General features: G+C 63.5%; 22 protein-coding genes. 13 read left to right on the plus strand and 9 right to left on the minus strand.

What is annotated here, in order from left to right:
* Positions 1–15 precede the first annotated feature (15 nt).
* From AAE027_RS36340 to AAE027_RS36355, 4 genes are all read left to right on the plus strand, one after another.
* Positions 16–414, plus strand: coding sequence for a metallopeptidase family protein (locus tag AAE027_RS36340; RefSeq protein ID WP_370990636.1), 399 nt, complete (start codon positions 16–18; stop codon positions 412–414).
* A gap of 313 nt (positions 415–727) precedes the next feature.
* Complete coding sequence (gene leuD / locus AAE027_RS36345) at positions 728–1,333, plus strand: 3-isopropylmalate dehydratase small subunit (protein ID WP_370990637.1); 606 nt, start codon at positions 728–730, stop codon at positions 1,331–1,333.
* Between the two features lie 79 nt (positions 1,334–1,412).
* Positions 1,413–2,198 carry a glycosyltransferase family 32 protein gene (locus AAE027_RS36350; protein WP_370990638.1) on the plus strand — a complete coding sequence of 262 codons (786 nt, stop codon included), beginning with the start codon at positions 1,413–1,415 and terminating at the stop codon, positions 2,196–2,198.
* Between the two features lie 261 nt (positions 2,199–2,459).
* Positions 2,460–2,879: a DUF6455 family protein gene (locus AAE027_RS36355; RefSeq protein WP_370990639.1), complete on the plus strand. Its 420-nt coding sequence runs from the start codon at positions 2,460–2,462 to the stop codon at positions 2,877–2,879.
* 191 nt (positions 2,880–3,070) lie between these two features.
* On the opposite strand, the gene AAE027_RS36360 is transcribed toward AAE027_RS36355, so the two are convergent.
* Both AAE027_RS36360 and AAE027_RS36365 read right to left on the minus strand, forming a co-directional pair.
* Positions 3,071–5,863, minus strand: a complete 2,793-nt coding sequence (locus AAE027_RS36360) for a UPF0182 family membrane protein (protein WP_370990640.1) — start codon at positions 5,861–5,863, stop codon at positions 3,071–3,073.
* A gap of 398 nt (positions 5,864–6,261) precedes the next feature.
* Positions 6,262–7,143 carry an HpcH/HpaI aldolase/citrate lyase family protein gene (locus tag AAE027_RS36365; RefSeq protein WP_370990641.1) on the minus strand — a complete coding sequence of 294 codons (882 nt, stop codon included), beginning with the start codon at positions 7,141–7,143 and terminating at the stop codon, positions 6,262–6,264.
* 103 nt (positions 7,144–7,246) lie between these two features.
* On the opposite strand from AAE027_RS36365, the gene AAE027_RS36370 reads away from it, so the two are divergent.
* Positions 7,247–7,891, plus strand: coding sequence for a carbonic anhydrase (locus tag AAE027_RS36370; RefSeq protein ID WP_370990660.1), 645 nt, complete (start codon positions 7,247–7,249; stop codon positions 7,889–7,891).
* 118 nt (positions 7,892–8,009) lie between these two features.
* On the opposite strand, the gene AAE027_RS36375 is transcribed toward AAE027_RS36370, so the two are convergent.
* Entirely contained in the window at positions 8,010–9,044 is a 1,035-nt protein-coding gene (locus AAE027_RS36375; protein WP_091882972.1) for an aspartate-semialdehyde dehydrogenase, read from the minus strand.
* A 116-nt stretch (positions 9,045–9,160) separates the two neighbouring features.
* Between AAE027_RS36375 and AAE027_RS36380 the strand changes: the two genes are divergently transcribed.
* Positions 9,161–9,949, plus strand: coding sequence for a hypothetical protein (locus AAE027_RS36380; RefSeq protein ID WP_370990642.1), 789 nt, complete (start codon positions 9,161–9,163; stop codon positions 9,947–9,949).
* 156 nt (positions 9,950–10,105) lie between these two features.
* A complete protein-coding gene (locus tag AAE027_RS36385; RefSeq protein ID WP_370990643.1) occupies positions 10,106–10,489 on the plus strand; it encodes a hypothetical protein in 384 nt (127 codons plus the stop codon).
* Positions 10,490–10,662: 173 nt separating this feature from the next.
* Here AAE027_RS36385 and leuB read toward each other — a convergent pair whose 3' ends face one another.
* The gene (gene leuB / locus AAE027_RS36390) at positions 10,663–11,775 is read right to left on the minus strand and encodes a 3-isopropylmalate dehydrogenase (RefSeq protein WP_370990644.1); all 1,113 of its coding nucleotides are present in this window, start codon (positions 11,773–11,775) and stop codon (positions 10,663–10,665) included.
* Positions 11,776–11,906: 131 nt separating this feature from the next.
* On the opposite strand from leuB, the gene AAE027_RS36395 reads away from it, so the two are divergent.
* Positions 11,907–13,106 (plus strand): YbfB/YjiJ family MFS transporter, encoded by a 1,200-nt coding sequence (locus AAE027_RS36395; RefSeq protein ID WP_370990645.1) that lies wholly within the window; start codon positions 11,907–11,909, stop codon positions 13,104–13,106.
* A 98-nt stretch (positions 13,107–13,204) separates the two neighbouring features.
* On the opposite strand, the gene AAE027_RS36400 is transcribed toward AAE027_RS36395, so the two are convergent.
* The 4 genes from AAE027_RS36400 to AAE027_RS36415 all read right to left on the minus strand — a co-directional run bounded on the left by AAE027_RS36400 (position 13,205) and on the right by AAE027_RS36415 (position 16,571).
* On the minus strand, positions 13,205–13,987 hold the full coding sequence (locus AAE027_RS36400; RefSeq protein ID WP_370990646.1) for a molybdopterin-binding protein: 783 nt from the start codon (positions 13,985–13,987) through the stop codon (positions 13,205–13,207).
* Positions 13,988–13,997: 10 nt separating this feature from the next.
* Entirely contained in the window at positions 13,998–14,627 is a 630-nt protein-coding gene (locus AAE027_RS36405; RefSeq protein ID WP_370990647.1) for a cytochrome b/b6 domain-containing protein, read from the minus strand.
* A 183-nt stretch (positions 14,628–14,810) separates the two neighbouring features.
* A complete protein-coding gene (locus AAE027_RS36410) occupies positions 14,811–15,365 on the minus strand; it encodes a fasciclin domain-containing protein (protein ID WP_091882949.1) in 555 nt (184 codons plus the stop codon).
* 444 nt (positions 15,366–15,809) lie between these two features.
* The gene (locus AAE027_RS36415; protein ID WP_370990648.1) at positions 15,810–16,571 is read right to left on the minus strand and encodes an SDR family oxidoreductase; all 762 of its coding nucleotides are present in this window, start codon (positions 16,569–16,571) and stop codon (positions 15,810–15,812) included.
* Between the two features lie 86 nt (positions 16,572–16,657).
* On the opposite strand from AAE027_RS36415, the gene AAE027_RS36420 reads away from it, so the two are divergent.
* On the plus strand, positions 16,658–18,187 hold the full coding sequence (locus tag AAE027_RS36420; protein WP_370990649.1) for a malonate--CoA ligase: 1,530 nt from the start codon (positions 16,658–16,660) through the stop codon (positions 18,185–18,187).
* 339 nt (positions 18,188–18,526) lie between these two features.
* Here the strand turns inward: AAE027_RS36420 and AAE027_RS36425 are convergent, their stop codons facing one another.
* Positions 18,527–19,387 (minus strand): sulfite exporter TauE/SafE family protein, encoded by an 861-nt coding sequence (locus tag AAE027_RS36425; protein ID WP_370990650.1) that lies wholly within the window; start codon positions 19,385–19,387, stop codon positions 18,527–18,529.
* Between the two features lie 508 nt (positions 19,388–19,895).
* On the opposite strand from AAE027_RS36425, the gene sdhC reads away from it, so the two are divergent.
* The 4 genes from sdhC to AAE027_RS36445 are packed head-to-tail and all read left to right on the plus strand — an operon-like array spanning position 19,896 to position 23,340.
* The gene (gene sdhC / locus AAE027_RS36430) at positions 19,896–20,294 is read left to right on the plus strand and encodes a succinate dehydrogenase, cytochrome b556 subunit (protein WP_128930604.1); all 399 of its coding nucleotides are present in this window, start codon (positions 19,896–19,898) and stop codon (positions 20,292–20,294) included.
* Positions 20,291–20,695, plus strand: a complete 405-nt coding sequence (gene sdhD / locus AAE027_RS36435) for a succinate dehydrogenase, hydrophobic membrane anchor protein (protein WP_128930603.1) — start codon at positions 20,291–20,293, stop codon at positions 20,693–20,695. Before sdhC ends, sdhD begins: the two co-directional genes overlap by 4 nt.
* 3 nt (positions 20,696–20,698) lie before the next feature.
* On the plus strand, positions 20,699–22,534 hold the full coding sequence (gene sdhA, locus AAE027_RS36440; protein WP_091882929.1) for a succinate dehydrogenase flavoprotein subunit: 1,836 nt from the start codon (positions 20,699–20,701) through the stop codon (positions 22,532–22,534).
* A gap of 23 nt (positions 22,535–22,557) precedes the next feature.
* The gene (locus AAE027_RS36445) at positions 22,558–23,340 is read left to right on the plus strand and encodes a succinate dehydrogenase iron-sulfur subunit (RefSeq protein ID WP_091882926.1); all 783 of its coding nucleotides are present in this window, start codon (positions 22,558–22,560) and stop codon (positions 23,338–23,340) included.
* The last annotated feature ends 157 nt before the right edge of the window (positions 23,341–23,497 follow it).

The raw sequence follows: 23,497 nt of genomic DNA on the forward strand, positions 1-23,497 counted from the left end.
CTTTAGAAGAGGCCCATGTGGACGGAATTGAAAGCGCCCTCGCTGGCCGAGATGGAAGCGACGGCGCATGACATCTTCGAACGCCTGCCGGCGGAGTTTCGCAGGCTCTGCGAGGGCATCATCATTCGCGTCGACGACTTCCCGACCGAGGAGGTCCTCGACGAGATGGAGTGCGAGAGCGAGTTCGACCTGCTCGGCCTGTTCCAGGGCATCGGCCTGCCGCAGCAGAGCCTTGGCGACGTGGCGCGGCTGCCCAACATGGTCTGGCTCTACCGCCGGCCGATCCTGGACTATTGGGCCGAGCACGACGAGACCCTCGGCCACATCGTCCGCCATGTCCTGATCCACGAGATCGGCCACCATTTCGGTCTGTCGGACGACGATATGGCCGCGATTGAGGCTCGAGCGGATTGACAGCGACGCCGCGAAGACGGTGCGCTCCCTCCCCCGCATGCGGGGGAGGGTTGGGGAGAGGGTGCTTCCGCAATGGGGCACTCCCCGCATGGAGAAAACCCTCACCCGGCGCGCGCGGGACGATGCTTCGCATCGCCCGGGGCGCGCCGACCTCTCCCGCAAGCGGGAGAGGTGAAGTCCCGACGCCGCACCAGTCCAGCCTCAACCCCCGCAAGCCGGAGAGGTAAGGCAGCCCTGCCGAATTCGGCCTAGGATTCCCGCCCCGATCGCGATAAACACCTGTTCCCCTAGACCCATCCGGGAAAGCGCAACCATGGACAAGTTCACCACGCTGGAAGGCGTCGCGGCGCCGCTGAAGATCATCAATGTCGACACCGACATGATCATTCCGAAGCAGTACCTGAAGACCATCAAGCGCACCGGCCTTGGCAAGGGGCTCTTCTCCGAGCAGCGCTACAAGGACGACGGCAGCGAGAATCCGGATTTCGTCCTCAACCAGCCGGCCTATCGCAACGCGAAGGTGCTGGTCGCCGGCGACAATTTCGGCTGCGGCTCGAGCCGCGAGCACGCGCCCTGGGCGCTGCTCGACTTCGGCATCCGCTGCGTGATCTCGACCTCGTTCGGCGACATCTTCTACAACAACTGCTTCAAGAACGGCATTCTGCCGATCCGCGTCAGCCAGGAAGACCTCAACAAGCTGTTCGACGACGCCGAGCGCGGCGCCAATGCGACGCTGACGATCGACCTGCCCAACCAGGAGATCCGCGGCCCCGACGGCGGCAAGGTCAAGTTCGAGATCGACCCGTTCCGCAAGCACTGCCTGATCAACGGCCTCGACGACATCGGCCTCACCATGGAGAAGAAGGCCTCGATCGACACCTATGAGGACAAGCTCAAGCGCGAACGCGCCTGGGCCTGAGATCGCGTTTCTGGTTCGAGCCCCGGTGCTGACGGCGCCGGGGCTTTTTCTTTGCTCTGACTATCCTTATAGCTCGCGCATGCTGCCCGACATCGTCACCTTCTGGCATGGCCCGATGGACGCCCTGCGCCAGACCTGTCTGCGCTCGCAGTTGGCTGCCGGCCACAAGGTCACGGTCTACAGCTTCGACACCATTCCCGGCCTGCCCGCGGGCATCGCGAACGCGGATGCCGAGGCGATCTTGCCGCACGCGTTCTCCGAAAGGCTGCGGCCGCCGCAGCCGGACGGCAGCTGGCGCGACTGGACCACGCTGCAGTTCAGCGATTTCTTCCGGATGAAGCTGATGGCGAAAGGCCTCGGCCTCTGGCTCGACGCCGACGTGCTGCTGCTGAGGCCGGTCGAGATCGATCCGGCAAAGCCCTATTTCGCCTGGGAGCGGCCGCGCCAGCTTGGCAATTCCGTGATCTACCTTCCGCCGGAGCACGGCATCGTCGCCGCCTTCGAGGAGCTGATGGAGCAGGAGGAGCTGACGCCGAACTGGCTGTCCGTGCGCCATCGCATCACCTTCATGATGCGCCGTCTGCGCGGCGGCTCGAACCGCCTCTCCGACATCCGCGTTGCGATCTACGGGCCGGCGGCGCTCACCGCGCTCGCGCGCCGCACTGGCGAACTCGCTTGCGCGTTGCCGAAGCAGTCGTTCTACGCCGTGCATGCCGAGCCAAAACTGTTCTTCGATCCCTCGAGCTATCTCGGCCTCGTCACCAACCCCGAGATCATCGGCCTGCACATCTCGCCCAAGGGTCGCGGTGGCGAAAAGCCGATTCCGGGCAGCCTGTATGCGTGGGCGACGGAGAGGTTTGGGTAGTTGCCGCGGAGGCAGTGCTCTCCCTCTCCCGCTTGCGGGAGAGGGTTGGGGAGAGGGTGTCTCCACAATAAGAATCCCCAAGAGGATAAAGCCCTCACCCGGCGCGCCGGACGATGCTTTCGCATCGCCCGGGACGCGCCGACCTCTCCCGCAAGCGGGAGAGGTTAAGCACCCCGAGCATCCAGTTTGATCCAGCGCAACTTGCCCCTGCACCATTGTGCCTAGTCTCGCTCCAACTCCACGACCCCAACGGAGCTTTCCATGAGCACCGCAAGCAGGCCCTACCCCATCGTCCAGGATCTCATCGAATCCTTTGCCGGCTGGCTGAAGCATCGCCGCGAGATGAACGAGATGCGGCAGCTCGATCGCGCCGATTTCGACCGGATCGCCAGCGATCTCAGGATCGCGCCTGACGATCTGGAGGAGCTCGTTCGCCACGGCAAGCACGCCGCCGACGAATTGCCGAAGATGCTGGAGCAGCTCGGCATCAACGCCGAAGGGCTCGGCCGCGCACAGCCGCTGCTGCTGCGCGACATGGAGCGGGTCTGCTCGCTCTGCAACCAGAAGGGTCAGTGCGACCGCGATCTCGCTGAAGGTACTGCCGCGGAGAATTATCACGGCTACTGCGCCAACGCCGCGACGCTGGAGTCGCTCGACCGCGCCGACGTCACGCCACACTGACGCCAGCGCGGGAGATCTCACTGGGGTGTGTACTTACGAGATCGAGGGCGTGGAGGTCTGCTGCAGCCTATAGCAGACCTCGTTCAGAGGTCCGAGCTGGGGCTCAAGGCCGACATCGCTATCCTATTCGATGGCCTCGTCGGGGCAGGCAGTTGCACCGGCAAGTCAGAAAATAGCGTTTCTCGCGAACCTCAGCGGCTACCCGATTGCCGGCGGATATCTTCCAAAATACCGCGCATCGCATCGATCTCTTTGCCGAAGCCTGCCCAATCACCGGATTTCAACCGCTCCATGGCCTGGTCGTAGTGCGTGAGCGCCTCCTGCGCGCGCGCTGCCGCGGAGGCTTCGGCGGGTGTTTCCGCGGTCACAGCCGACGTTGCCGGGGAAGGGCCGCTGTCCACGAAGAGTGCCGACAGGGCCTCGGCAAGCGTTTCCTTCATGACGACATGCTCACCATAGGCGGCAATCACTCGCTTGAGCTCCGGCAAATGTCCTTGCTCGGCCCGCAAATACAGCGGCGAGACGTAGAGAATCGAATTCTCGATCGGGATCACGAGCAGATTTCCCCGGATCACCCGCGACCCCATCTGGTTCCACAGCGATATCTGCTGGGAGATCTCCGTGTTCTGATGAATTCGCGCCTCGATCTGGAACGGCCCGTAGACCAGCTTCTCTTTGGGAAATTCGTACACGATCAGCTTGCCATAGCCGGGCTCGTCGCAGCGCGCGGCAAGCCAAGCGATCATGTTGTCGCGACGGCTCGGCACCATCGGGATCATGATGAAGAACTCGGCTTGCGCCTCTCCGGGCAGCCGCATGATGATGTAATAGGGGGCCATGGTGGTGATGCCGTCCATTGAAGAGACGCCATCACCGGCCGGTTGACGCGGAAATTGCCAGAGGTCCTCCCGGTTATAGAAAACATCGGCAGCTTCCATGTGGTAGGTCTGGAAAAGTCGCGCCTGGATCAGGAAGAGGTCTTCGGGATAACGAATGTGCTTCTGAAGATCGGACGGCATGGCCGCGAACGGCTTGAACAGGTCCGGGAAGATTCGCTGATAGGTCGCGGCGACCGGGTCGGCTGGGTCCATCAGGTAAAAATCGACGGTGCCGTTATAAGCGTCGATCACGACCTTCACTGAATTGCGGATATAATTGAGGTTGTAGCCGGGCGCAGGCTGTGCGTAGGGAAAATAATCGCTGGTCGTGTAGGCGTCCTGCATCCAGAACATCCTGCCCTCGCTGACGACCAGATAGGGATCGCGATCGAGAGAGAGGAACGGGGCGATCGTGCCCACCCGCTTCTGGATGTTGCGCCGGATCATGATCCGGCTGTCATCGCCGATGTAGTCTGACAGCAGCAGGTTCACATCGTTGAAATGGTGGGCGAAGATCAGTCTCCGCACCATGCCCGACAGCGGCACGCCGCCGGAGCCGTCATAGGACGCGTAGGCATTGTCCTTTCCCCTGGGATAATCGAATTCCGGCACGGTTCCCTTGACGATGACGTAGTCCTCGGTCTGCAGTCCGTAATAGATGCGCGGCTCGCGAATCGCGGGACCTCCATGTGCGACCGGAGGAATGTCGTCCAAATAGAGAAGCGGAAGTCCTTCGCCGCTCTTCTGGGTGACCGGACTCATCACCGCACCATTGCCGTGGGTGAACAGGATGTGGCGGTTGACCCAGGTCTGCGCGTTGGGTGGCAGCAGCGCGGAATTCAACTCGCGGCCTGAGATCATCACGCTTTGGTAGGTATCGCCGAACCAGTAACGATCGACATCGAGGTCGCGCAGTTTGTAATAGGTGCGAATCTCCTGCAGTTGAGCGTAAGTGTCGGCCAATGGTTGCCAATCCCACAGCCTTATATTTTCAATGGTAGCCTTGTTGGCCTCGAGCGCCCTCAAGGTCAGGTTCTGTTCTGCAGGGAACGGCTTCGGCACGATCCGATTGAGATTGTAGGCCTCTCGCGTCAGGGCAATGTTGCGTTCCATGTAAGGCCGCTCCCATGCCAGCTCGTTCGGCCCGACGTAGAAGCGCTGAAACACTGCGGGGATGATGCCCGATAGCAGGAAAGCGCCGCCGAACAGCAGCACAATCGCGGCGGTGGGGAGGCGGTAGGTACGCACCCACAGGTTCGCGCATGCCGCCACAGCGGCGACGATCGAAAGTGCGATCAGCAGCCACAGGACCGGCAGTTCCACATTGACGTCGGTGAAGCCTGCGCCGACCACCACGCCGTTGTCGCCGTACAGCAGGAGATAGCGGTCGAGACTGTAGGACCACGCCTTCACGCCAAAGAAGAGGCCGAGAAGCGCCGAACCGTGCGAGATCGCCGCTGGTGATACTCGCTGCGCCCGGTCCTCGATGTCGCCGTGCACCCAGTAGATAAGCCCGGCGAGCAGCGCGCTCATGACGAGTGTCAGCAACGCCCAATTCTTAATGGCCACAAAGACGGGCAGGGAAAACAGGTAGAATCCGATATCCTTATCGTACAAGGGATCATTGGTGCCGTAGGGCACTTGATAGATGAAGCGCAGAAAAGTGCTCCAGTTGCCGGCTTCTCCCCAGCCGACAAGCAGAGCGACGAGGCCGCTACTAGCGGCGATCATGCTGCGCCACCGCAGCCGCTCGCGCAGGAATTCAAGCGGATCGGGCAGCGCCGCAGCGGCCACAAGCCTCGGGTCGAAGGCCGCGGGCAACCGGGTTCGGCGCCCGGCAAGGCCAAGTGCAAGGCGCGCGTTCGCCCACAAGATGGCGGCGGTCGCCGCGAAAACGACGAGGAAGACGGCGGCTTTCGCGCCGATTGTGGTCCAGAAGACCTGTTCGTAGCCGATCGACGAGAACCACATCCAGTCGACCAGAAAGTCGCCGACGAGAGCGAGCAGGATCAGGCCGATTGCGGCGATGATGGCCGCGATGATGAATCCCACCACGGCGCTTCGCCCTGGTGCCTTCCGTTCGGGTCCGGAAATCCCGATCGTCATAGTAACATTATAGCAGAACGACAGACGTGGCGCGCCTGTCACGTGGCGCCCGCACCTGCTTTTTGCTCCGCAGTCCTAAAGCGGAATGGCTTTAGATTGAATCGATTGCCGCGGGTGGTTCACCTCTCCCGCTTGCGGGAGAGGTCGGCGCGAAGCGCCGGGTGAGGGCTTTCTCCTCTTGGGGATTGTCCCATCGCGGAGACACCCTCTCCCCAACCCTCTCCCGCAAGCGAGAGAGGGAGTGCACCTCGCTCGTTGCAGCGATCAAGCCTCATCCCATCAAGCTTTTACACGCGGATACCCGCAACAGGCTGCGCGCCGACCTCGGGAGGACGCGCGAGGTCTTGCAGAGCTGCGTGTTGTCCCCTGAAGCAACGCCGCTTTTTTGAGCGTGCGCCCTAGCCTTTCCCCATCACCGCGATCGCGTCTGCGATCTCGATCGTGCGCCGGGCCATGTCGGCGTGCAGGCGTTCGACCATGGCGCCGTCGAGCCGGATCGCGCCACGGGAGACGTTTTCCGGCAATTCGAACGCTGCGATGATTTTTCGCGCGCGCGCGACTTCCTCTTCGGGTGGGGTGAAGATCGCGTTGCAGGCATCGATCTGCGAGGGATGGATCAGCGTCTTGCCGTCGAAGCCGAGATCGCGCCCTTGCGCGCATTCGGTGGCAAAGCCGTCGGAATTGGCGATGTCGCTATAGGGCCCGTCGAGGATTTCGAGGCCGTGGGCGCGCGTTGCCAGGATGCAATGGGTGATCATCGGGATCATCGCGGCGCGGCCCGGCAGCATCTTGATGCGGGTCTCGCGCGAAATATCGTTCGGGCCGAACACGAAGCCTGAAAGGCGGCTCGATGGATCGCGGCCGGCGGCGGCCAGCTCCTCGGCATGGAGCACGGCGCGCGCGGTCTCGATCATGGCCCAGACTTTCACGGTCGGCGCGGCGCCAAGCTCGGCCAGCTTCCGGTCGATCGCGCCGAGATCTTCGATGCTTGAAACTTTTGGAACCAGGATGCCGTCCGGCGAGGCCTTGGCGGCCATCGCGACGTCGTCGGCCCACCAGGACGTGTCGAGGCCGTTGGTCCGGATCAGGATCTCGCGTTTGCCAAAACCCTTGGCCGCGATCGCGGCGGCAATGCCGTCGCGCGCCACCGCTTTGGCATCAGGAGCGACGGAGTCCTCGAGATCGAGGATCAGGCCGTCGGCGGCGAGATTGCGCGCCTTTTCCAGCGCGCGGGGATTGGAGCCGGGCATGAACAGGTGGCTGCGGCGCGGGCGGGTCATGCAAGCGTTCCTTCCTCGTCAGTCTTCTGACCGAAGCCGATAGCATTTGGCCTGCCTATTCGAAAGGCTTGTTCGCCCCTGCGGTCTATGATTAGGCATGGGTATGGTGACATTCCCGAAGCATTTGCTGGAAGGCTACGAGGCGTTCGCCACCCAGCGGCTGCCGGCCGAGCAGACCCGCTACCGCGAGCTGTCGGTGAAGGGGCAGTCGCCGGAAGTGATGGTAATCGGTTGCTGCGACAGCCGCGTCTCGCCCGAGGTGATCTTCGACGTCGGCCCCGGTGAATTGTTCGTCGTTCGTAACATCGCCAATCTGGTGCCGACCTACCAGCCCGACGAGAACGCACATGGCGTCTCGGCGGCGCTGGAATATGCGGTGACGGTGCTGAAGGTGAAGCACATCGTGGTGCTCGGCCATGCGCAATGCGGCGGCATCCGCGCCTTCGTCGACAAGATCGAGCCGCTGACGCCGGGCGACTTCATCGGCAAATGGATGCAGATGTTCATCAAGCCGGGCGAGGTGGTCGAGCAGCGCAACCACGAGACCATGGCGCAGTTCGTCGAGCGCATCGAGAAGGCCGCGGTGTTCCGCAGCCTGGAGAACCTGATGACGTTCCCGTTCGTGCACAAGGCGGTGGAGAGCGGCCAGATGCAGACCCACGGCGCCTATTTCGGCGTCGCCGAGGGATCGCTGTTCGTGCTGGACAAGATCGCGAAGGAATTCAAGAACGCGCGAAGCGTGGCGTAAGCCACCGCTCTCGTAGGGTGGGCAAAGCGAAGCGTGCCCACCACCTGTCGGAATCGGAAAGAATGGTGGGCACGGCGCGCGAAGAGCGCGCCTTTGCCCACCCTACGGCAGCTCGACGTTACGCCGCCTTCTTCTTCGCGCTGATCAGCTTGCGGTTGATCAGGACCTCCGCGATCTGGATCGCGTTCAGCGCGGCGCCCTTGCGCAAATTGTCGGACACGCACCACAACACGAGGCCGTTCTCGACGGTCGCGTCCTCGCGGATGCGGCTGATATAGGTGGCGTCCTCGCCGGCGGCTTCGTAAGGCGTGGCGTAGCCGCCGGGCTCCTGCTTGTCGATAACGAGGCAGCCGGGCGCCTTGCGCAGGATTTCGCGAGCTTCGTCCGCACTGATCGGGTTCTCGAACTCGATGTTGACGGCCTCGGAATGGCCGACGAAGACAGGCACGCGCACGCAGGTGGCGGAGAGCTTGATCTTGGGATCAAGGATCTTCTTGGTCTCCGCCATCATCTTCCACTCTTCCTTGGTGTAGCCGTCCTCCATGAAGACGTCGATGTGGGGGATGACGTTGAAGGCGATGCGCTTGGGGAATTTCTTCGCGACCAGCTCGTCATTGGTGTAGACGGCCTTGGTCTGCGAGAACAATTCGTCCATCGCGTCCTTGCCTGCACCCGACACCGATTGATAGGTCGAGACCACGACGCGCTTGATGGTCGCCTTGTCGTGCAGCGGCTTGAGCGCGACCACGAGCTGCGCGGTCGAGCAGTTCGGGTTGGCGATGATGTTCTTCTTCTTGAAGCCTTCTGTCGCGCCCGCGTTCACTTCCGGCACGATCAGCGGCACGTCCGGATCCATGCGCCACGCCGAGGAATTGTCGATCACGACCGCGCCGGCGGCGCCGATCTGCGGCGACCATTCCTTCGACACCGAGCCGCCCGCCGACATCAGGCAGATGTCGACGTCGGAGAAGTCGTAATGCTCGAGCGCTTTGACCTTCAGGGTGCGGTCGCCATAGGAGACCTCGACGCCGACGCTGCGGCGTGACGCCAGGGCCACGACCTCGTCCGCGGGGAATTTGCGCTCATCCAGGATGTTGAGCATTTCCCGTCCGACATTGCCGGTCGCGCCGACGACTGCGACTTTGTAACCCATCGTTCACTCTCCGATGAAAAAGCCCGTTCCCGAAGCTGACGCTTAAACAGGAAGAGCAGCGCTTCTATGCGAGAACCGGCCTCAAGACAACGTTGGACCATGCCTGAAGGCCATGGATGCAGTCGCCTGAGGCCAGCACGGCCGTTAGCCCTACCCAGATCCATCTGGCGCTTGCAGCCTTTGCCGACGAGGTCATCGGCACGCTGGCGCACCTGATCGCCTATGTGGGGGCGCTCGCCCTGTTTGCCATCCTCGCGCTCGCGGCGCTCGGCCAACTGCCTGACTTGCGCGACGATGAACCGGCGGACAAGCCGGGCTGGAGCGCGGCCGACCGCTCGCACCCGGCCTTCGCCGTCAGCCGGCTCGATTCATCAGAGAAAACAGCCTCTTACACCATCATGAGGCATCCCGAAGGGGGCCGCAGGGACGTGCTGAGCTGGGCGAGCGAGGCCGGCCAGCCGGTGGCCGAGCTCGAAATCTACCGGGAAGGCGGCGAGTTCGACGTGGCCCGTCCGGCGACTGCGGATCTGGCCATCCAGATGGGATTGAGCGCGGCGACCACGCTCGAGCAGGCCGGCCTGATCGACACCAAATTCGGCCCGGTCGCCCTGTTTCGGCCGGTCGGCGCGGCGCAGGGGACGCGGGCTTGCCTCGGCTATCTCAAACGCAGTGAGGAGCCGGCACTGCAGATCTCCGGCTTCTCCTGCCAGGGCGACACCCTGCCCGCCCGGCGCGCGGCGATCGCCTGCACGCTGAACCGGCTGACGCTGCTGACCTCGGGCAACGAGCCCAGACTGGCGGAATTGTTCGCCCATGCCGAGCTGAAGCGCCGCGCCTGCGATTCCCAGGGATCGTCGGACTGGCTACTGGGCGCCGCGAACGCGCAATTGCGCGGGGCGCTTTGAGCCGCATCAAGCTCAAGTGGCTGGTATTGATGCAACTTTTGCCGGCGCGCTCGATTATTCCGAGCTGGTGTGACCCAATTGACCTAGTTGCATCCGCCCCGGCCGGGCTAGTATGGGGTGAAATCGACTGGCGGCCTGCCGCCTGAAGGGGACGTGATGAGCTTGAAATTCTCTGCCGCGAACACATTGGCGACCTGGCTTGCGGCGGGCGCCGTCATTGCCATGTCCCTCGCGTCGCCAGCTTCGGCCGACACCAAGACCAAGCGCTATGACGAGCGCGGCCGGCCCTATTACGGACCGAGCGGCCCCAACGCGGTCTATCAGCAGGGCCGCACCCGCATCTATGTGAGCAAGCGCTCCTGGCTCGACGGCGGCACCGAGGTCAATCCGGGCGACCGCAAGTTCAGCGACTACGCCTTTCCGCCGGCGGTGGGCTATCCGTCCTTCGCCCGCGAGAATCTGAACCGCCCGATCGACCGCCAGCCGCTGTCGCCGCCGGCCGATGTCGGCGGCTACCCGCAGAATTTCCCGCTGTACTGAGGCGGGCGCAGGCATCGAATCAAAATGGCCGGGCTCACGCCCGGCCATTTTTGTTGAAGGTGCCGTAGGGTGGGCAAAGGCGCCTTGCGCCGTGCCCACCATCCGTCGGCAATCGCGATAGAAGTGGTGGGCACGCTTGCGCTTTGCCCACCCTACGATTGCGGCGCTTGCGGCTACCCGTGCAGCTTCTGCAATTCCTTCAGAATCGCTTCGCCCATCTGCGCGGTCGAGGCGGCGGTGGTGCCTTCCGACTTGATGTCGGCGGTGCGCAGGCCGCTGGCGAGCACGGCGGCGATGGCGGCATCGACCTTGTCGGCGAGATCGCCCATGTCGAAGGAGTAGCGCAGCGCCATGCCGAAGGACGAGATCATCGCGATCGGATTGGCAAGGCCCTTGCCGGCGATATCAGGGGCCGAACCGTGCACCGGCTCGTACAGCGCCTTGCGCTTCTTGCTCTTGACGTCGACCTCGCCGAGCGAGGCCGAGGGCAGCATGCCGAGCGACCCCGTCAGCATCGCCGCGATGTCGGACAGCATGTCGCCGAACAGATTGTCGGTGACGATGACGTCGAACTGCTTCGGCCACTTCACCAGCATCATGCCGCCGGAATCGGCGAGCTGATGCTCGAGCGTGACGTCGGGGTATTCGCGCTTGTGGACCTGCGTGACGACCTCGTTCCAAAGCACGCCCGACTTCATGACGTTGCGCTTCTCCATCGACGTCACCTTGTTCTTGCGCTTCTTGGCAAGCTCGAAGGCGACGCGGGCGATGCGCTCGATCTCATAGGTGTCGTAGATCTGGGTATCGATGGCGCGCTTCTGGCCGTTGCCGAGATCGGTGATGGTCTTGGGCTCGCCGAAATAGACGCCGCCGGTGAGCTCGCGCACGATGACGATGTCGAGGCCTTCGACCGCTTCGCGCTTCAGGCTCGAAGCATCCGCCAGTGCCGGGTAGCACACGGCAGGACGCAAGTTCGCGAACAGAGCGAGATCCTTGCGCAGGCGAAGCAGGCCGGCTTCGGGGCGCACCTCGTAGGGCACGGCATCCCACTTGGGGCCACCGACCGCGCCGAAGATCACGGCGTCGGCGTCCTTGGCTTTGGCCATGTCGCCCTCGGAGATCGACACTTTGTGCGCGTCATAGGCCGCGCCGCCGACGAGGCCGGTGTCGGTCTCGAACTTGGCGATCCCGGCCGAATTGAGCCAATCGATCAGCCGCTTCACCTCGCCCATCACCTCGGGGCCGATACCGTCGCCGGGAAGCAGCAGCAGTTTGTGGGTCGCCATGGTCGTTCCTCTCAGGTCGAATTCGGCCGGAGTGCTAGAGCGGCGTTGCGCGCTTGGCAAGACACCATTGCCGGGGAGCCGGCTGTGCAAAGCGGATGGAGCCTGCCACACTCCCACAGCCGGAGTACCCCTTGCACGCCCCTGACCGTCCCCCGAACCCGCATCCCGCGCGGCTGATCCTGACCTTGTCGCTGGCGGCGACGGTCGGGCTCGGCATCGGCCGCTTTGCCTATGCGCTGGTGCTGCCGGATATGCGGGAGACCCTCGGCTGGTCCTACTCGGCGGCCGGTTTCATGAACACCATCAACGCCGTCGGCTACCTCGTGGGCGCGCTGATGGCGTCCCGCCTGATCCAGCGTATCGGCTGGGCGGCGGCGATCCGCCTGGGAACTCTGGCCTGCGTCGCCGCGCTCGCCACCTGCGCGCTGACAGGCAATTTCATCGCGCTGAGCCTGGCCCGCCTCGTGCTGGGCTTGGGGGCTGCAGCCGGCTTCGTCGCCGGCGGCGCGCTGGCTGCGACCATCGCGCAGTTGCGTCCCGAGCGGGCCAATTTCCTGCTGAGCCTGTTCTATGCCGGGCCCGGCATCGGCATTCTCGCCTCGGGGCTGATCGCCCCGTTCACGCTGCAATATTTCGGACCGGGCTCGTGGTGGATCGTATGGTGGGCGCTGACGCTGCTGTCCGTCGCGATGACGATTCCGCTGTTCCTAATCCGCATCGAGAGCAGCGTCCGCTTCTCGGAAGGCAGCCACACGTCGTTCGCGATTCTGCCCGTGCTGATCTATCTCGCCGGCTACTTCCTGTTCGGCGCCGGCTACATCGCCTACATGACCTTCATGATCGCCTATGTGCGCGACGGCGGCGGCGGGGCCGCAGCGCAGGCCGCGTTCTGGAGCCTGATCGGGCTGAGCGCCTTCGTGACGCCCTGGGCCTGGCGCGGCGTGCTGGCGCTCGATCGCGGCGGGCTTGCGACCGCCATCATCCTCGGCACCAACGCCCTCGGTGCCGCCTTGCCGATGCTCGGACATTCGCCGGCGTGGCTTGCGGTCTCTGCGGTGGTGTTCGGCGTCGCCTTCTTCGCGGTGGTCGGCTCGACCACCGCCTTCGTCCGCTTCAACTATCCGCCCGAGGTGTGGCCGACCGCGATCGCGGCGATGACGATCTCGTTCGGCGTCGGCCAGACGCTCGGCCCGATCGTGGTCGGTGCGATCACGGATGCGCTGGGCAGCTTGAGCTACGCGCTGAATGTGTCGGCGGCGCTGCTGGCGCTCGGGGCGGTGGCGGCGCTGTGCCAGCGCAAGGTGGGGACGGCCAAACAATCGGTGCCGTAGGGTGGGCAAAGCGAAGCGTGCCCACCAACGCTTTATCCGCCGTGACAATTATGGTGGGCACGGCGCTACGCGCCTTTGCCCACCCTACGGCAGCGGGCCTAGCTCCCGCTAAACGAATTATACCCCTGGTCTTCCCAATAGCCGCCCTTGTAGTCGTTGGTGACTTCCATCGAGACCACGTATTTCGGGTTCTTGAAGCCGAGTTTTGTCGGCACGCGGATCTTCATCGGAAAACCGTAGGCGCGCGGCAAGATCTCGTTCGCGTATTTGAACGTCATCTGGGTCTGCGGATGCAGCGCGCTGCGCATGTCGAGCGGCGAGTTGTAGCCGTCCCTGTCGGCGCACTGGAACCAGACATATTTCGCACGCGTGTCGGCGCCGATCAGCTTGAGGAAGTCGCGTAAAGGCGTGCCGGTCCAGCTGCCGATCGCGCTCCAGCCCTCGACGCAGATGAGGCGGGTGATCTGCGTGACCTGAGGAAGTTTGTACAGCTCCGGAAGGCTCCACGATTTCTTGTTGTCGACGAGGCCGCGGACCTCGAGCTTCCAGTCGTTGCCATCGACATCGGGCGCGTCGTCGAGATCGTAATAGGCATTGAACGGGAACGGTTTTGTGATCGCGCTCTCGGCGAAGGTCGGCGCCAGCGCATCGGGATTGAAGATGAAGGCCTGCACCGCATCGTTGAATTTCGAGACCTGTTTCAGCATCTCCTCGGCCGATGACGAGTCGACGACGTCGCAGCCGGTGAGCAGCGTCAGCGCACCGAAGCTGGCGCCGCCCGCGATGAAGCGGCGGCGGGTGACGTCAGGCATCGCCTTGATGGAGTCCTTGATCAAGAGCCGCTTGTCGACGCCGGGGATCAGGAATGAACGTTTCGCCATGTTCTCCTCCTCAGCGACCGATGATCATCGCGCGCAGGCTTTTCGGCACCAGCAGCGCGAGCAGAACATGAATGACCAGGAACGCGCAGATCGCGGCCATGCAGAAGAAGTGCACGTAGCGCGCAGTCGGATAATCGCCGAACAGCATCACCAGGTAATAGAGCTGCACCGGCTTCCACATCGCAAGGCCCGACAGCACGATCAGCACGCCGACCACGATGATGCCGGCATAGAGCAGGCGCTGCACGTAATTGTAGACGGTGAGATCGTCATGGCCGAGCTTGAAGGTCAGCGCCGCCCTGACGTCGTGAAGCACGCCGGACGCGGTGATCGGCAGCAGCTTCTTGCGAAAACGGCCGGTGGCGAAACCGGTGACGAGATAAGCGAGGCCGTTGATCATCAACAGCCACATCGCCGCAAAATGCCAGAGCAAGCCGCCGGCGAGCCAGCCGCCGAGCGTGTATTCGCGCGGGAAGCTGAAGCCGAACAGCGGCGAGGCGTTGTAGATCTGCCAGCCCGACAGAATCATCAGGATCATGGCGAGGGCGTTGACCCAATGCATGACCCGGACCCAGACCGGCTGGATCACTTTGGCCGGAGTGGCCCTGACCTGCTCTTCGGTGACTGTGAGGCTCGCCATGATGGTTCCGTCCTGAACGTCGTTTGACAGCAATTATACGCCGATGCTTCCGCTTTCGTTACGCCCCGTCCGGCATCAAATCGATACCGACGGGCTATCACGGTCACAAGAAAGCGAGCCGGGCACCCCCGGCTCGCCGTCTCGAGGCCTCCTGTTCGGGGGATGAAACAGGGGTGGGCGGTGTTACGTCGCCGGCATCAGCACGGTGTCGACCACATGAATGACGCCGTTCGACTGATTGACGTTGGAGATCGTCACCATCGAGGTGCCGCCCTTGGCATCGACGATCCAGGTCTTGCCGTCCATCTTCTTCACCGTCAGTTCCTCGCCCTCGGCGGTCTTCATCTTCTTGCCGTCGGTGAGGTCGGAGGCCGCGAGCTTGCCGGGCACGACGTGATAGGTGAGGATCTTGGTCAGCGTCGCCTTGTTCTCGGGCTTGACCAGGTTGTCGACGGTGCCGGCCGGCAGCTTGCCGAAGGCGGCATTGGTCGGCGCGAACACGGTGAACGGGCCCTTGCTTTCCAGCGTCGGCACCAGGCCCGCCGCCTTCACCGCCGCGACCAGCGTGGTGTGGTCCTTGGAGTTGACCGCGTTCTGGACGATGTTCTTGGACGGGAACATCGCGGCGCCGCCGACCATGACGGTCTTCTCCTCGGCGCTGACGGGCGCGACGACGGTCGCGGTGATAGCCAGGGCGCTGAAGGCGGCAGCAGCGAGATAGGCAATGCGCTTCGACATGGAGAATCTCCCGATTGAATTGAGACCGGCGATGGCCGGCGTTGAGTTGGGGCAACAACGGCGACTGCGACAGTGTGGGCTGATGCAGCAGAGCCGTCGTTGGACCGAACTACGGGAGGGGTTGCGATGCGGTTTCGGAGAAAAATTCTTTGTGATGCGTGAAACTATGGGGGAGGGATTTCGTGTGGTCGATCCACCGTCATTGCGAGGAGCCCTTGCGACGAAATTGCGTAGCAATTTTGCGCTGGCGACGAAGCAATCCAGACTGTCTTCGCGGAAGCATTCCTGGATTGCTTCGCGAAGCTGTCATCGGGCCGCGCTTCGCGGACCCGTTGGCTCGCAATGACTGGGTGTAGCCCGGATGGAGCGAAGCGTAATCCGGGGCCGCCATCCCTTGTGGAACGATACCCGGATTGCGCTTCGCTCCATCCGGGCTACGAACTCTCAATCCCTGCTCTGCGGCGTCTGAATAAAACCGCGGTTATACGTCGGGCTGATCAGCACCTCGTTGATGCACACGCGCGCCGGCATCGACGCGATAAACGCGATGGTGCGGCCGAGATCTTCGGATTGCAGCATCCTGGCCTGCTCCTCCTCGCTCGGCACCGCCGGGCGCAGCTTCAGGATCGGCGTCGCCACCTCGCCCGGCATCAGGCAGCAGGCGCGCAGGCCGTTGACGCATTCGTCCATGTTGAAGGAATGGGTCAGCGCCAGCACCGCGTGCTTGGTCGTGGTGTAGGCCGGGCCCGGCATCTTCGAGACATGGCGGCCGGCCCAGGACGAGACGTTGATGATCGCGCCGTCCTGCTGCTTGCGCATCGTCGGCAGCACCGCGCGCATGCAATAGAGCACGCCGTTGAGATTGACCTGGACGAGCTTATCCCAGCCTTCCAGTTCCATGTCCTTCCAGCTGCGCTTGGGAACATTGATGCCGGCATTGTTCACCAGCAGATCGATCCGGCCGTGCCTGGCGACGATTCGATCGGCCGCCTTCTGGGCTTCATTGGCGTTGGACACGTCAAGCACAATGGCCTCGGCCGCCCCGCCTGCGCCGTTGATCTTCGCAACCACGGCATCGAGGGCTGACTGGCGCCGGCCCGAGACCACTACCGTCCAGCCGTCGGCAGCTAATGCCTCAGCTCCGGCCTCGCCGATCCCGCTGCCGCCGCCCGTAACCCAGGCCACGCGTTTCCCGTTTTTGGTCATGCAAACTGTCTCCGTTGCTTCTGCGGGGCGGTTTTTGCTAATCCAGCCCTCGGTTTTGACCGGCCTTCGCCGGCGAGGAATGTTGCATGAACCAAGCTGCCAACGCCAATCTGTTTTCCCGCCTGTTCGACGGCCTGGACGATCCCAAGCGCCTCGCGATCGAGACGCATGACGGCGCCCGTATCAGCTATGGCGATCTGATCGCGCGCGCGGGGCAGATGGCGAATGTGCTGGTCGCACGCGGCGTGAAGCCCGGCGATCGCGTCGCGGTGCAGGTGGAGAAGTCGGTCGCCAACATCGTGCTGTATCTGGCCACCGTGCGGGCCGGCGCGGTCTATCTGCCGCTGAACACCGCCTATACGCTGAATGAGCTCGACTACTTCATCGGCGATGCCGAGCCGTCGCTGGTGGTTTGCGATCCCTCCAAGGCGGAAGGCCTCGCCCCGATCGCCGCCAAGGTAAAAGCCAAGGTCGAGACGCTCGGGCCTGACGGCAAGGGCTCGCTGACGGACGCCGCCGACAAGGCAAGCGGCGAGTTCGCGACGGTGTCGCGCACAAGCGACGACCTCGCCGCGATCCTCTACACATCCGGCACCACGGGCCGCTCCAAGGGCGCGATGCTCACCCACGACAATCTGGCGTCGAACTCGCTCAGCCTTGTCGGCTACTGGCGTTTCACCGACAAGGACGTCTTGATCCACGCGCTGCCGATCTACCACACCCACGGCCTGTTCGTTGCGACCAACGTGACGCTGTTCGCGCGCGCGTCGATGATCTTCCTGCCGAAGCTCGATCCGGATTTGATCATCAAGCTGATGGCGCGGGCCACCGTGCTGATGGGCGTTCCGACCTTCTACACACGGCTGCTGCAGAACCCCGCGCTGTCGCGCGAGACAGCGAAGCACATGCGACTGTTCATCTCGGGCTCGGCCCCGCTGCTGGCGGAGACCCACCGTGAATGGTCGGCGCGCACGGGCCATGCGGTGCTCGAGCGCTATGGCATGACCGAGACCAACATGAACACGTCGAACCCCTATGACGGCGAGCGCGTGCCCGGCGCAGTCGGCTTCCCGCTGCCGGGCGTCTCGTTGCGCGTCACCGACCCCGAGACGGCGAAGGAACTGCCGCGCGAAGAAATCGGCATGATCGAGGTGAAGGGCCCGAACGTATTTAGGGGTTACTGGCGCATGCCGGAGAAGACCAAGGCTGAATTCCGGCCCGACGGCTTCTTCATCACCGGCGATCTCGGCAAGATCGACAGCAAGGGCTACGTCCACATTCTCGGCCGCGGCAAGGACCTCGTGATCTCCGGCGGCTTCAACGTCTATCCGAAGGAAATCGAGAGCGAGATCGACGCCATGCCGGGCGTGGTCGAATCCGCCGTGATCGGCGTGCCCCACGCCGATTTCGGCGAAGGCGTCACGGCCGTCCTCGTCTGCAACAAGGGCGCCGAGGTCAGCGAAGCCTCGGTGCTGAAGGCGCTCGACGGGCGGCTCGCAAAATTCAAGATGCCCAAGCGCGTCTTCGTCGTCGACGAGCTGCCGCGCAACACCATGGGCAAGGTGCAGAAGAACATTTTGCGCGAGACGTATAAAGATATCTACGCGAAGAAATAGACATGTTGCGGCTTCGCGATCGCCGTCAGCTTCCCGCTGTCGTCCTGGCGAAAGCCAGGACCCATTACCCCAGGGAGAAGTTTGGCGCGAAGCTGGTGACCACGAGTCATCGCAAAACCACCCCCTGGGGTAATGGGTCCTGGATCGGCGCTCGCTGCGCGAGCTTGTCCAGGACGACGATGGAGTTGGCATTGCGAGCACTCTCAACGCCGTCATTGCGAGGAGCCCTTGCGACGAAGCAATCCAGACTGCCGCTGCGGAAAGATCCTGGATTGCTTCCGCCTTCGCCAAAGGCTTCGGCGGACAAGTCGCTGCGCTCGCAATGACGGAGTGTGCGGCTTACTGCCCGCCCAGCAAGCTCATCACAAACCTGCTGCCGACAATAAACAGATAGCACCCGAACGCCACCTCCAGCGTCCGCTTCGACATCGCGTGCGCGGCTCTTACGCCGAGCGGCGCGGTAACGAGGCTCATCGGCATCACCAGCACGGCGCCGATCAACGAGACGTAGCCGAGCGCGAATGGGATTTGCAGTGCCGTGACGGCCGGATAGTTCGCCGCCGCCGGCCAGCCGGCATAGATGTAGCCGAGCGCGCCGGGGATCGAGATCAAGACCGCGAGCGCCGACGAGGTCGCGACCGCCTGATGAATGGGACGGCTGTAGAAGGTCATCAGCAGGTTCGAGAACAGGCCGCCGCCGATGCCCATCAGGGTCGAGAGGATGCCGACACAGAAGCCGTAGGCGCGCATCAAGGCGCCCTTCGGCAGATCATCGCCGAGCTTCCAGGTCTCGCGCGCGAAGATGAGCCGGACCGCGGCTGACCAGGCGACGGCGACGAACACGATCTTGAACAGCCGTTCCGGCGCGTAGCGCGCGACCACGCTGCCGGCGACGACGCCGATCACGATCGGCAGCCACCAGACGCGCAGGATCGCCATATCGACGGCGCCGCGTTTGTAATGCGCCTGAAACGAGCGGATCGAGGTCGGGATGATCACCGCGAGCGAGGTGCCGACGCAGAGCGGCATGCGCACCTCCAGCGGCACGCCGGCGATGCGAAAGCATTCGTAGAACACTGGCACGAGAATCGCGCCGCCACCAATGCCGAACACCCCGGCCAAAAATCCCGAGAGCGCGCCGGTTGCGATCAGCAACAGCGCAAGCTCCACGATCTCCTTGATGTCGAGCCCTGCAATCACCTCTGACCTGCCCCGGCGACTGGTCGCTGCGGCGCCGAGATGTCGCTTCGGAACGCCGCGTAAGGAGCATTAGGCGATCTGATTCGCGCGGTCGACACACCGAACCTCCCGGCTGGGGTGGAATGCAGAGTGCGCATATCCGATGGGGGTCGAACGGAAGCGGAATGGGAAGGCCCGTTCGCGTGTGCGGACGAGTTTTGCGCGACGACTGGGCCACCTCTGGCCGATTTGGACGGGATGGTCCGTTTAGAGGCGTTCCAATAGCAATTTCAACGCACCTCGGGCCCCTCAGAAGAAATGAATAATCATTCTTTACTTGGTTGGCGGACCGACGCTCTGGTATACCAAGCCACTGATTGGCCTTGTTTCATCAACGCTCTAGAGCTGAACCGTCGTTCGATTTATGGCGATTTGGTGATTGCGCCAGTGAAATCGACTCCGTAAATAGAGCCGACCTTTCCGATCCCCGCGCGCCCTTCTGTTGGGCCGCAATACAACATCAAAGCCCATGACCGCACGGATCGAACGACCGCTCTCACCACACATGCAAGTGTACCGTTGGACGTTGACGATGGCGCTGTCCATCATCCACCGCGCCACCGGTATCGCCCTCTATGTCGGAACCCTGCTGCTGGTCTGGTGGCTGATCGCGGCGGCCTCCGGCCCCGCCGCCTACGCCCACGTCCAGGCCTTCGCCGGCAGCATCATCGGACGGCTGATCGTGTTCGGCTACACTTGGGCGCTGATGCACCATATGCTCAGCGGCATCCGGCATTTCGTCTGGGATCTCGGCTACGGCTTCAAGGCCAATGAGCGGGAAGCGCTGACCTGGGGTGCCCTGATCGGGGGCATCGCGCTGACGGTGCTGATCTGGATCATCGCCTATGCGATCGGAGGTGGACGATGAGCGCAACCGATACGCCGAAGCGCAGCATGCGCACCCCGCTTGGCCGCGTCCGCAATCTCGGCGCCGCGCATTCGGGCACGTCCGATTTCTGGCGCCAGCGCATCACCGGCGTCGCCATGACGCTGCTGATGATCCCGGTGCTGGTGATCATCATGATGCTGCTCGGCCGCAATCAGATCGGCGCTGCGCAGATTCTCAGCTCCATTCCCGTCGCGGTGATCCTGCTCCTCTTCATCTTCGCCAGCGCCTGGCACATGAAAATCGGCATGCAGGTGGTGATCGAGGACTACGTCCATAACGAGAAGCTGAAGCTCATCTCCATCATGCTCAACAACTTCTTCTCGGTCGCCGTGGCGCTCGCCTCGACCTACGCGATCCTGAAACTGTCATCCGGAGTGTAACCCATGGCCACCACAACGAATGGCTCGGGCAACGGCGCTCCCGCCACCAACGGCAAAGCCTATCCGATCGAAGACCACACCTATGACGTCGTCGTGGTCGGTGCCGGCGGCGCGGGCCTGCGCGCCGTGGTCGGCTGCAGCGAAGCCGGCCTCCGCACCGCCTGCATTACAAAAGTGTTCCCGACCCGCTCGCACACGGTTGCAGCGCAGGGCGGCATCTCGGCCGCGCTCGGCAACATGCACCGGGACGACTGGCGCTGGCACATGTACGACACCGTGAAGGGGTCGGACTGGCTCGGCGACCAGGACGCGATCGAATACATGGTGCGGAACGCGCCGGAAGCCGTCTATGAGCTCGAGCATTGGGGCGTGCCGTTCTCGCGCACCGAGGACGGCAAGATCTACCAGCGCCCGTTCGGCGGCATGACCATGGACTTCGGCAAGGGCCAGGCGCAGCGCACCTGCGCCGCCGCCGACCGCACCGGTCACGCCATGCTGCACACGATGTACGGCCAGTCGCTGCGCCATGCGGCCGAGTTCTTCATCGAGTTCTTCGCCATCGACCTGATCATGGACGACCAGGGCGCCTGCCGCGGCGTGATCGCACTGAAGCTCGACGACGGCACGCTGCACCGCTTCCGCGCCCAGACCACGATCCTGGCCACCGGCGGCTATGGCCGCGCCTATGCCTCCTGCACCTCCGCGCACACCTGCACCGGCGACGGCGGCGGCATGGTGCTGCGTGCCGGCCTGCCGCTGCAGGACATGGAGTTCGTCCAATTCCACCCGACCGGCATCTATGGCGCGGGCTGCCTCGTCACCGAAGGCGCGCGCGGCGAAGGCGGCTATCTCGTCAACTCCGAGGGCGAGCGCTTCATGGAGCGCTATGCGCCGTCGGCGAAGGACCTCGCCTCGCGCGACGTCGTCTCGCGCGCGATGACGATCGAGATCCGCGAGGGCCGCGGCGTCGGCAAGAAGAAGGACCACATCTTCCTGCATCTCGACCACCTCGATCCCGCGGTGCTAGCCGAGCGGCTGCCCGGTATCTCCGAATCCGCAAAGATCTTCGCCAATGTCGACGTGACGCGGGAGCCGATCCCGATCGTGCCGACCACGCACTACAACATGGGCGGCATTCCCACCAATTATCACGGCGAAGTGCTGACCAAGAAGGACGGCGACGACAATGCTGTGGTCCCCGGCCTGATGGCGCTCGGCGAAGCCGCCTGCGTTTCTGTGCACGGCGCCAACCGCCTCGGCTCCAACTCGCTGATCGACCTCGTCGTGTTCGGCCGCGCTGCGGCGCTGCGCTGCGCCGAGAAGCTGACGCCCAACGCCGAGCAGCCGGAGCTGCCGGCGAACTCGGCCGAGATGGCGCTCGGCCGCCTCGACCATTACCGCTACGCTTCCGGCGGCACGCCGACGGCGAAGCTGCGCGAGGGCATGCAGCACGTGATGCAGAACAACTGCGCGGTGTTCCGCACCGGTGAGGTTTTGAGCGAAGGCCAGAACCTGATCGCGAAGGTCCACAGCGGCATCACCGACATCGCGGTGTCCGACCGCTCGCTGGTGTGGAATTCGGATCTCGTCGAGACGCTCGAATTCGACAATCTGATCTCGCAGGCGGTGGTGACGATGAACTCGGCCGCCAACCGCACCGAGAGCCGCGGCGCCCATGCGCGCGAGGATTTCTCCGAGCGCGACGACAAGAACTGGATGAAGCACACGCTGGCCTGGCTGGACGATTCCGGCAAGGTCAAGATCGACTACCGCCCGGTTCACGACTACACCATGACCAACGACGTGCAGTACATTCCGCCGAAGGCGCGGGTGTATTGATCGAACAGCGAAGGCCTATCGAAATGGTTGAATTCGCACTTCCGAAGAACTCCAAGATCACTGGCGGCAAGACCTGGCCGAAGCCTGCGGGCGCGACCGAGCTCCGCGAGTTCAAGGTCTATCGCTGGAATCCGGACGACGGCAAGAATCCGAGCGTCGATACCTATTACGTCGACACCAATGATTGCGGTCCGATGGTGCTGGACGGCCTGATCTGGATCAAGAACCACATCGACCCGTCGCTGACCTTCCGCCGCTCCTGCCGCGAAGGCGTCTGCGGCTCCTGCGCCATGAACATCGATGGCCAGAACACGCTGGCCTGCACCCGCTCGATGCACGACGTGAAGGACGGCGCGGTCAAGATCAATCCGCTGCCGCATCAGCCGGTGGTGAAGGACCTCGTTCCCGACCTCACCAATTTCTACGCGCAGTACGCCTCGATCGAGCCGTGGCTGAAGACGACCTCGCCGACGCCGCAGAAGGAATGGCGCCAGAGCCACGAGGATCGCGAGAAGCTGGACGGCCTCTACGAATGCATCCTGTGTGCCTGCTGCTCGACCTCCTGCCCGAGCTATTGGTGGAACAGCGAGCGCTATCTCGGCCCCGCCGCGCTGCTCCAGGCCAACCGCTGGGTGTCCGATTCGCGGGATGAAGCGACCGGCGAGCGGCTCGACGATCTCGAGGACCCCTTCCGCCTCTACCGCTGCCACACCATCATGAACTGCGCCAAGGCCTGCCCGAAGGGCCTCAACCCGGCCGAAGCCATCGCCGAGCTCAAGCTCAAGATGGTCGAGCGCCAGATCTGAGACGAATGTTGCCGCCCCGGCCGGGCCGGCCGGGGTATTCTGCGATCGCAGTCAATTTGAGCAGAATTTTCTCCAACCCTTGCGCGCGCAAGTTTTAGATCCACAACCAGCGGTTTTCGCATAAGCTGCTTCCTTCCCTGCGTGAGATTCAGTTAAG

The sequence above is a fragment of the Bradyrhizobium sp. DN3 genome (assembly GCF_041357655.1).
Taxonomy (GTDB): Bacteria; Pseudomonadota; Alphaproteobacteria; order Rhizobiales; family Xanthobacteraceae; genus Bradyrhizobium.

Coding starts and splice junctions, on each gene's coding strand:
- sdhD (WP_128930603.1), top strand. CDS start 20,291: ATGAGCGCAACCGATACGCCGAAGCGCAGCATGCGCACCCCGCTTGGC.
- AAE027_RS36375 (WP_091882972.1), bottom strand. CDS start 9,044: ATGGGTTACAAAGTCGCAGTCGTCGGCGCGACCGGCAATGTCGGACGG.
- AAE027_RS36380 (WP_370990642.1), top strand. CDS start 9,161: ATGCAGTCGCCTGAGGCCAGCACGGCCGTTAGCCCTACCCAGATCCAT.
- AAE027_RS36360 (WP_370990640.1), bottom strand. CDS start 5,863: ATGACGATCGGGATTTCCGGACCCGAACGGAAGGCACCAGGGCGAAGC.
- leuB (WP_370990644.1), bottom strand. CDS start 11,775: ATGGCGACCCACAAACTGCTGCTGCTTCCCGGCGACGGTATCGGCCCC.
- sdhC (WP_128930604.1), top strand. CDS start 19,896: ATGACCGCACGGATCGAACGACCGCTCTCACCACACATGCAAGTGTAC.
- AAE027_RS36355 (WP_370990639.1), top strand. CDS start 2,460: ATGAGCACCGCAAGCAGGCCCTACCCCATCGTCCAGGATCTCATCGAA.
- AAE027_RS36365 (WP_370990641.1), bottom strand. CDS start 7,143: ATGACCCGCCCGCGCCGCAGCCACCTGTTCATGCCCGGCTCCAATCCC.
- AAE027_RS36410 (WP_091882949.1), bottom strand. CDS start 15,365: ATGTCGAAGCGCATTGCCTATCTCGCTGCTGCCGCCTTCAGCGCCCTG.
- leuD (WP_370990637.1), top strand. CDS start 728: ATGGACAAGTTCACCACGCTGGAAGGCGTCGCGGCGCCGCTGAAGATC.
- AAE027_RS36340 (WP_370990636.1), top strand. CDS start 16: ATGTGGACGGAATTGAAAGCGCCCTCGCTGGCCGAGATGGAAGCGACG.
- AAE027_RS36415 (WP_370990648.1), bottom strand. CDS start 16,571: ATGACCAAAAACGGGAAACGCGTGGCCTGGGTTACGGGCGGCGGCAGC.
- AAE027_RS36445 (WP_091882926.1), top strand. CDS start 22,558: ATGGTTGAATTCGCACTTCCGAAGAACTCCAAGATCACTGGCGGCAAG.
- AAE027_RS36385 (WP_370990643.1), top strand. CDS start 10,106: ATGAGCTTGAAATTCTCTGCCGCGAACACATTGGCGACCTGGCTTGCG.
- AAE027_RS36400 (WP_370990646.1), bottom strand. CDS start 13,987: ATGGCGAAACGTTCATTCCTGATCCCCGGCGTCGACAAGCGGCTCTTG.
- AAE027_RS36405 (WP_370990647.1), bottom strand. CDS start 14,627: ATGGCGAGCCTCACAGTCACCGAAGAGCAGGTCAGGGCCACTCCGGCC.
- sdhA (WP_091882929.1), top strand. CDS start 20,699: ATGGCCACCACAACGAATGGCTCGGGCAACGGCGCTCCCGCCACCAAC.
- AAE027_RS36350 (WP_370990638.1), top strand. CDS start 1,413: ATGCTGCCCGACATCGTCACCTTCTGGCATGGCCCGATGGACGCCCTG.
- AAE027_RS36370 (WP_370990660.1), top strand. CDS start 7,247: ATGGTGACATTCCCGAAGCATTTGCTGGAAGGCTACGAGGCGTTCGCC.
- AAE027_RS36420 (WP_370990649.1), top strand. CDS start 16,658: ATGAACCAAGCTGCCAACGCCAATCTGTTTTCCCGCCTGTTCGACGGC.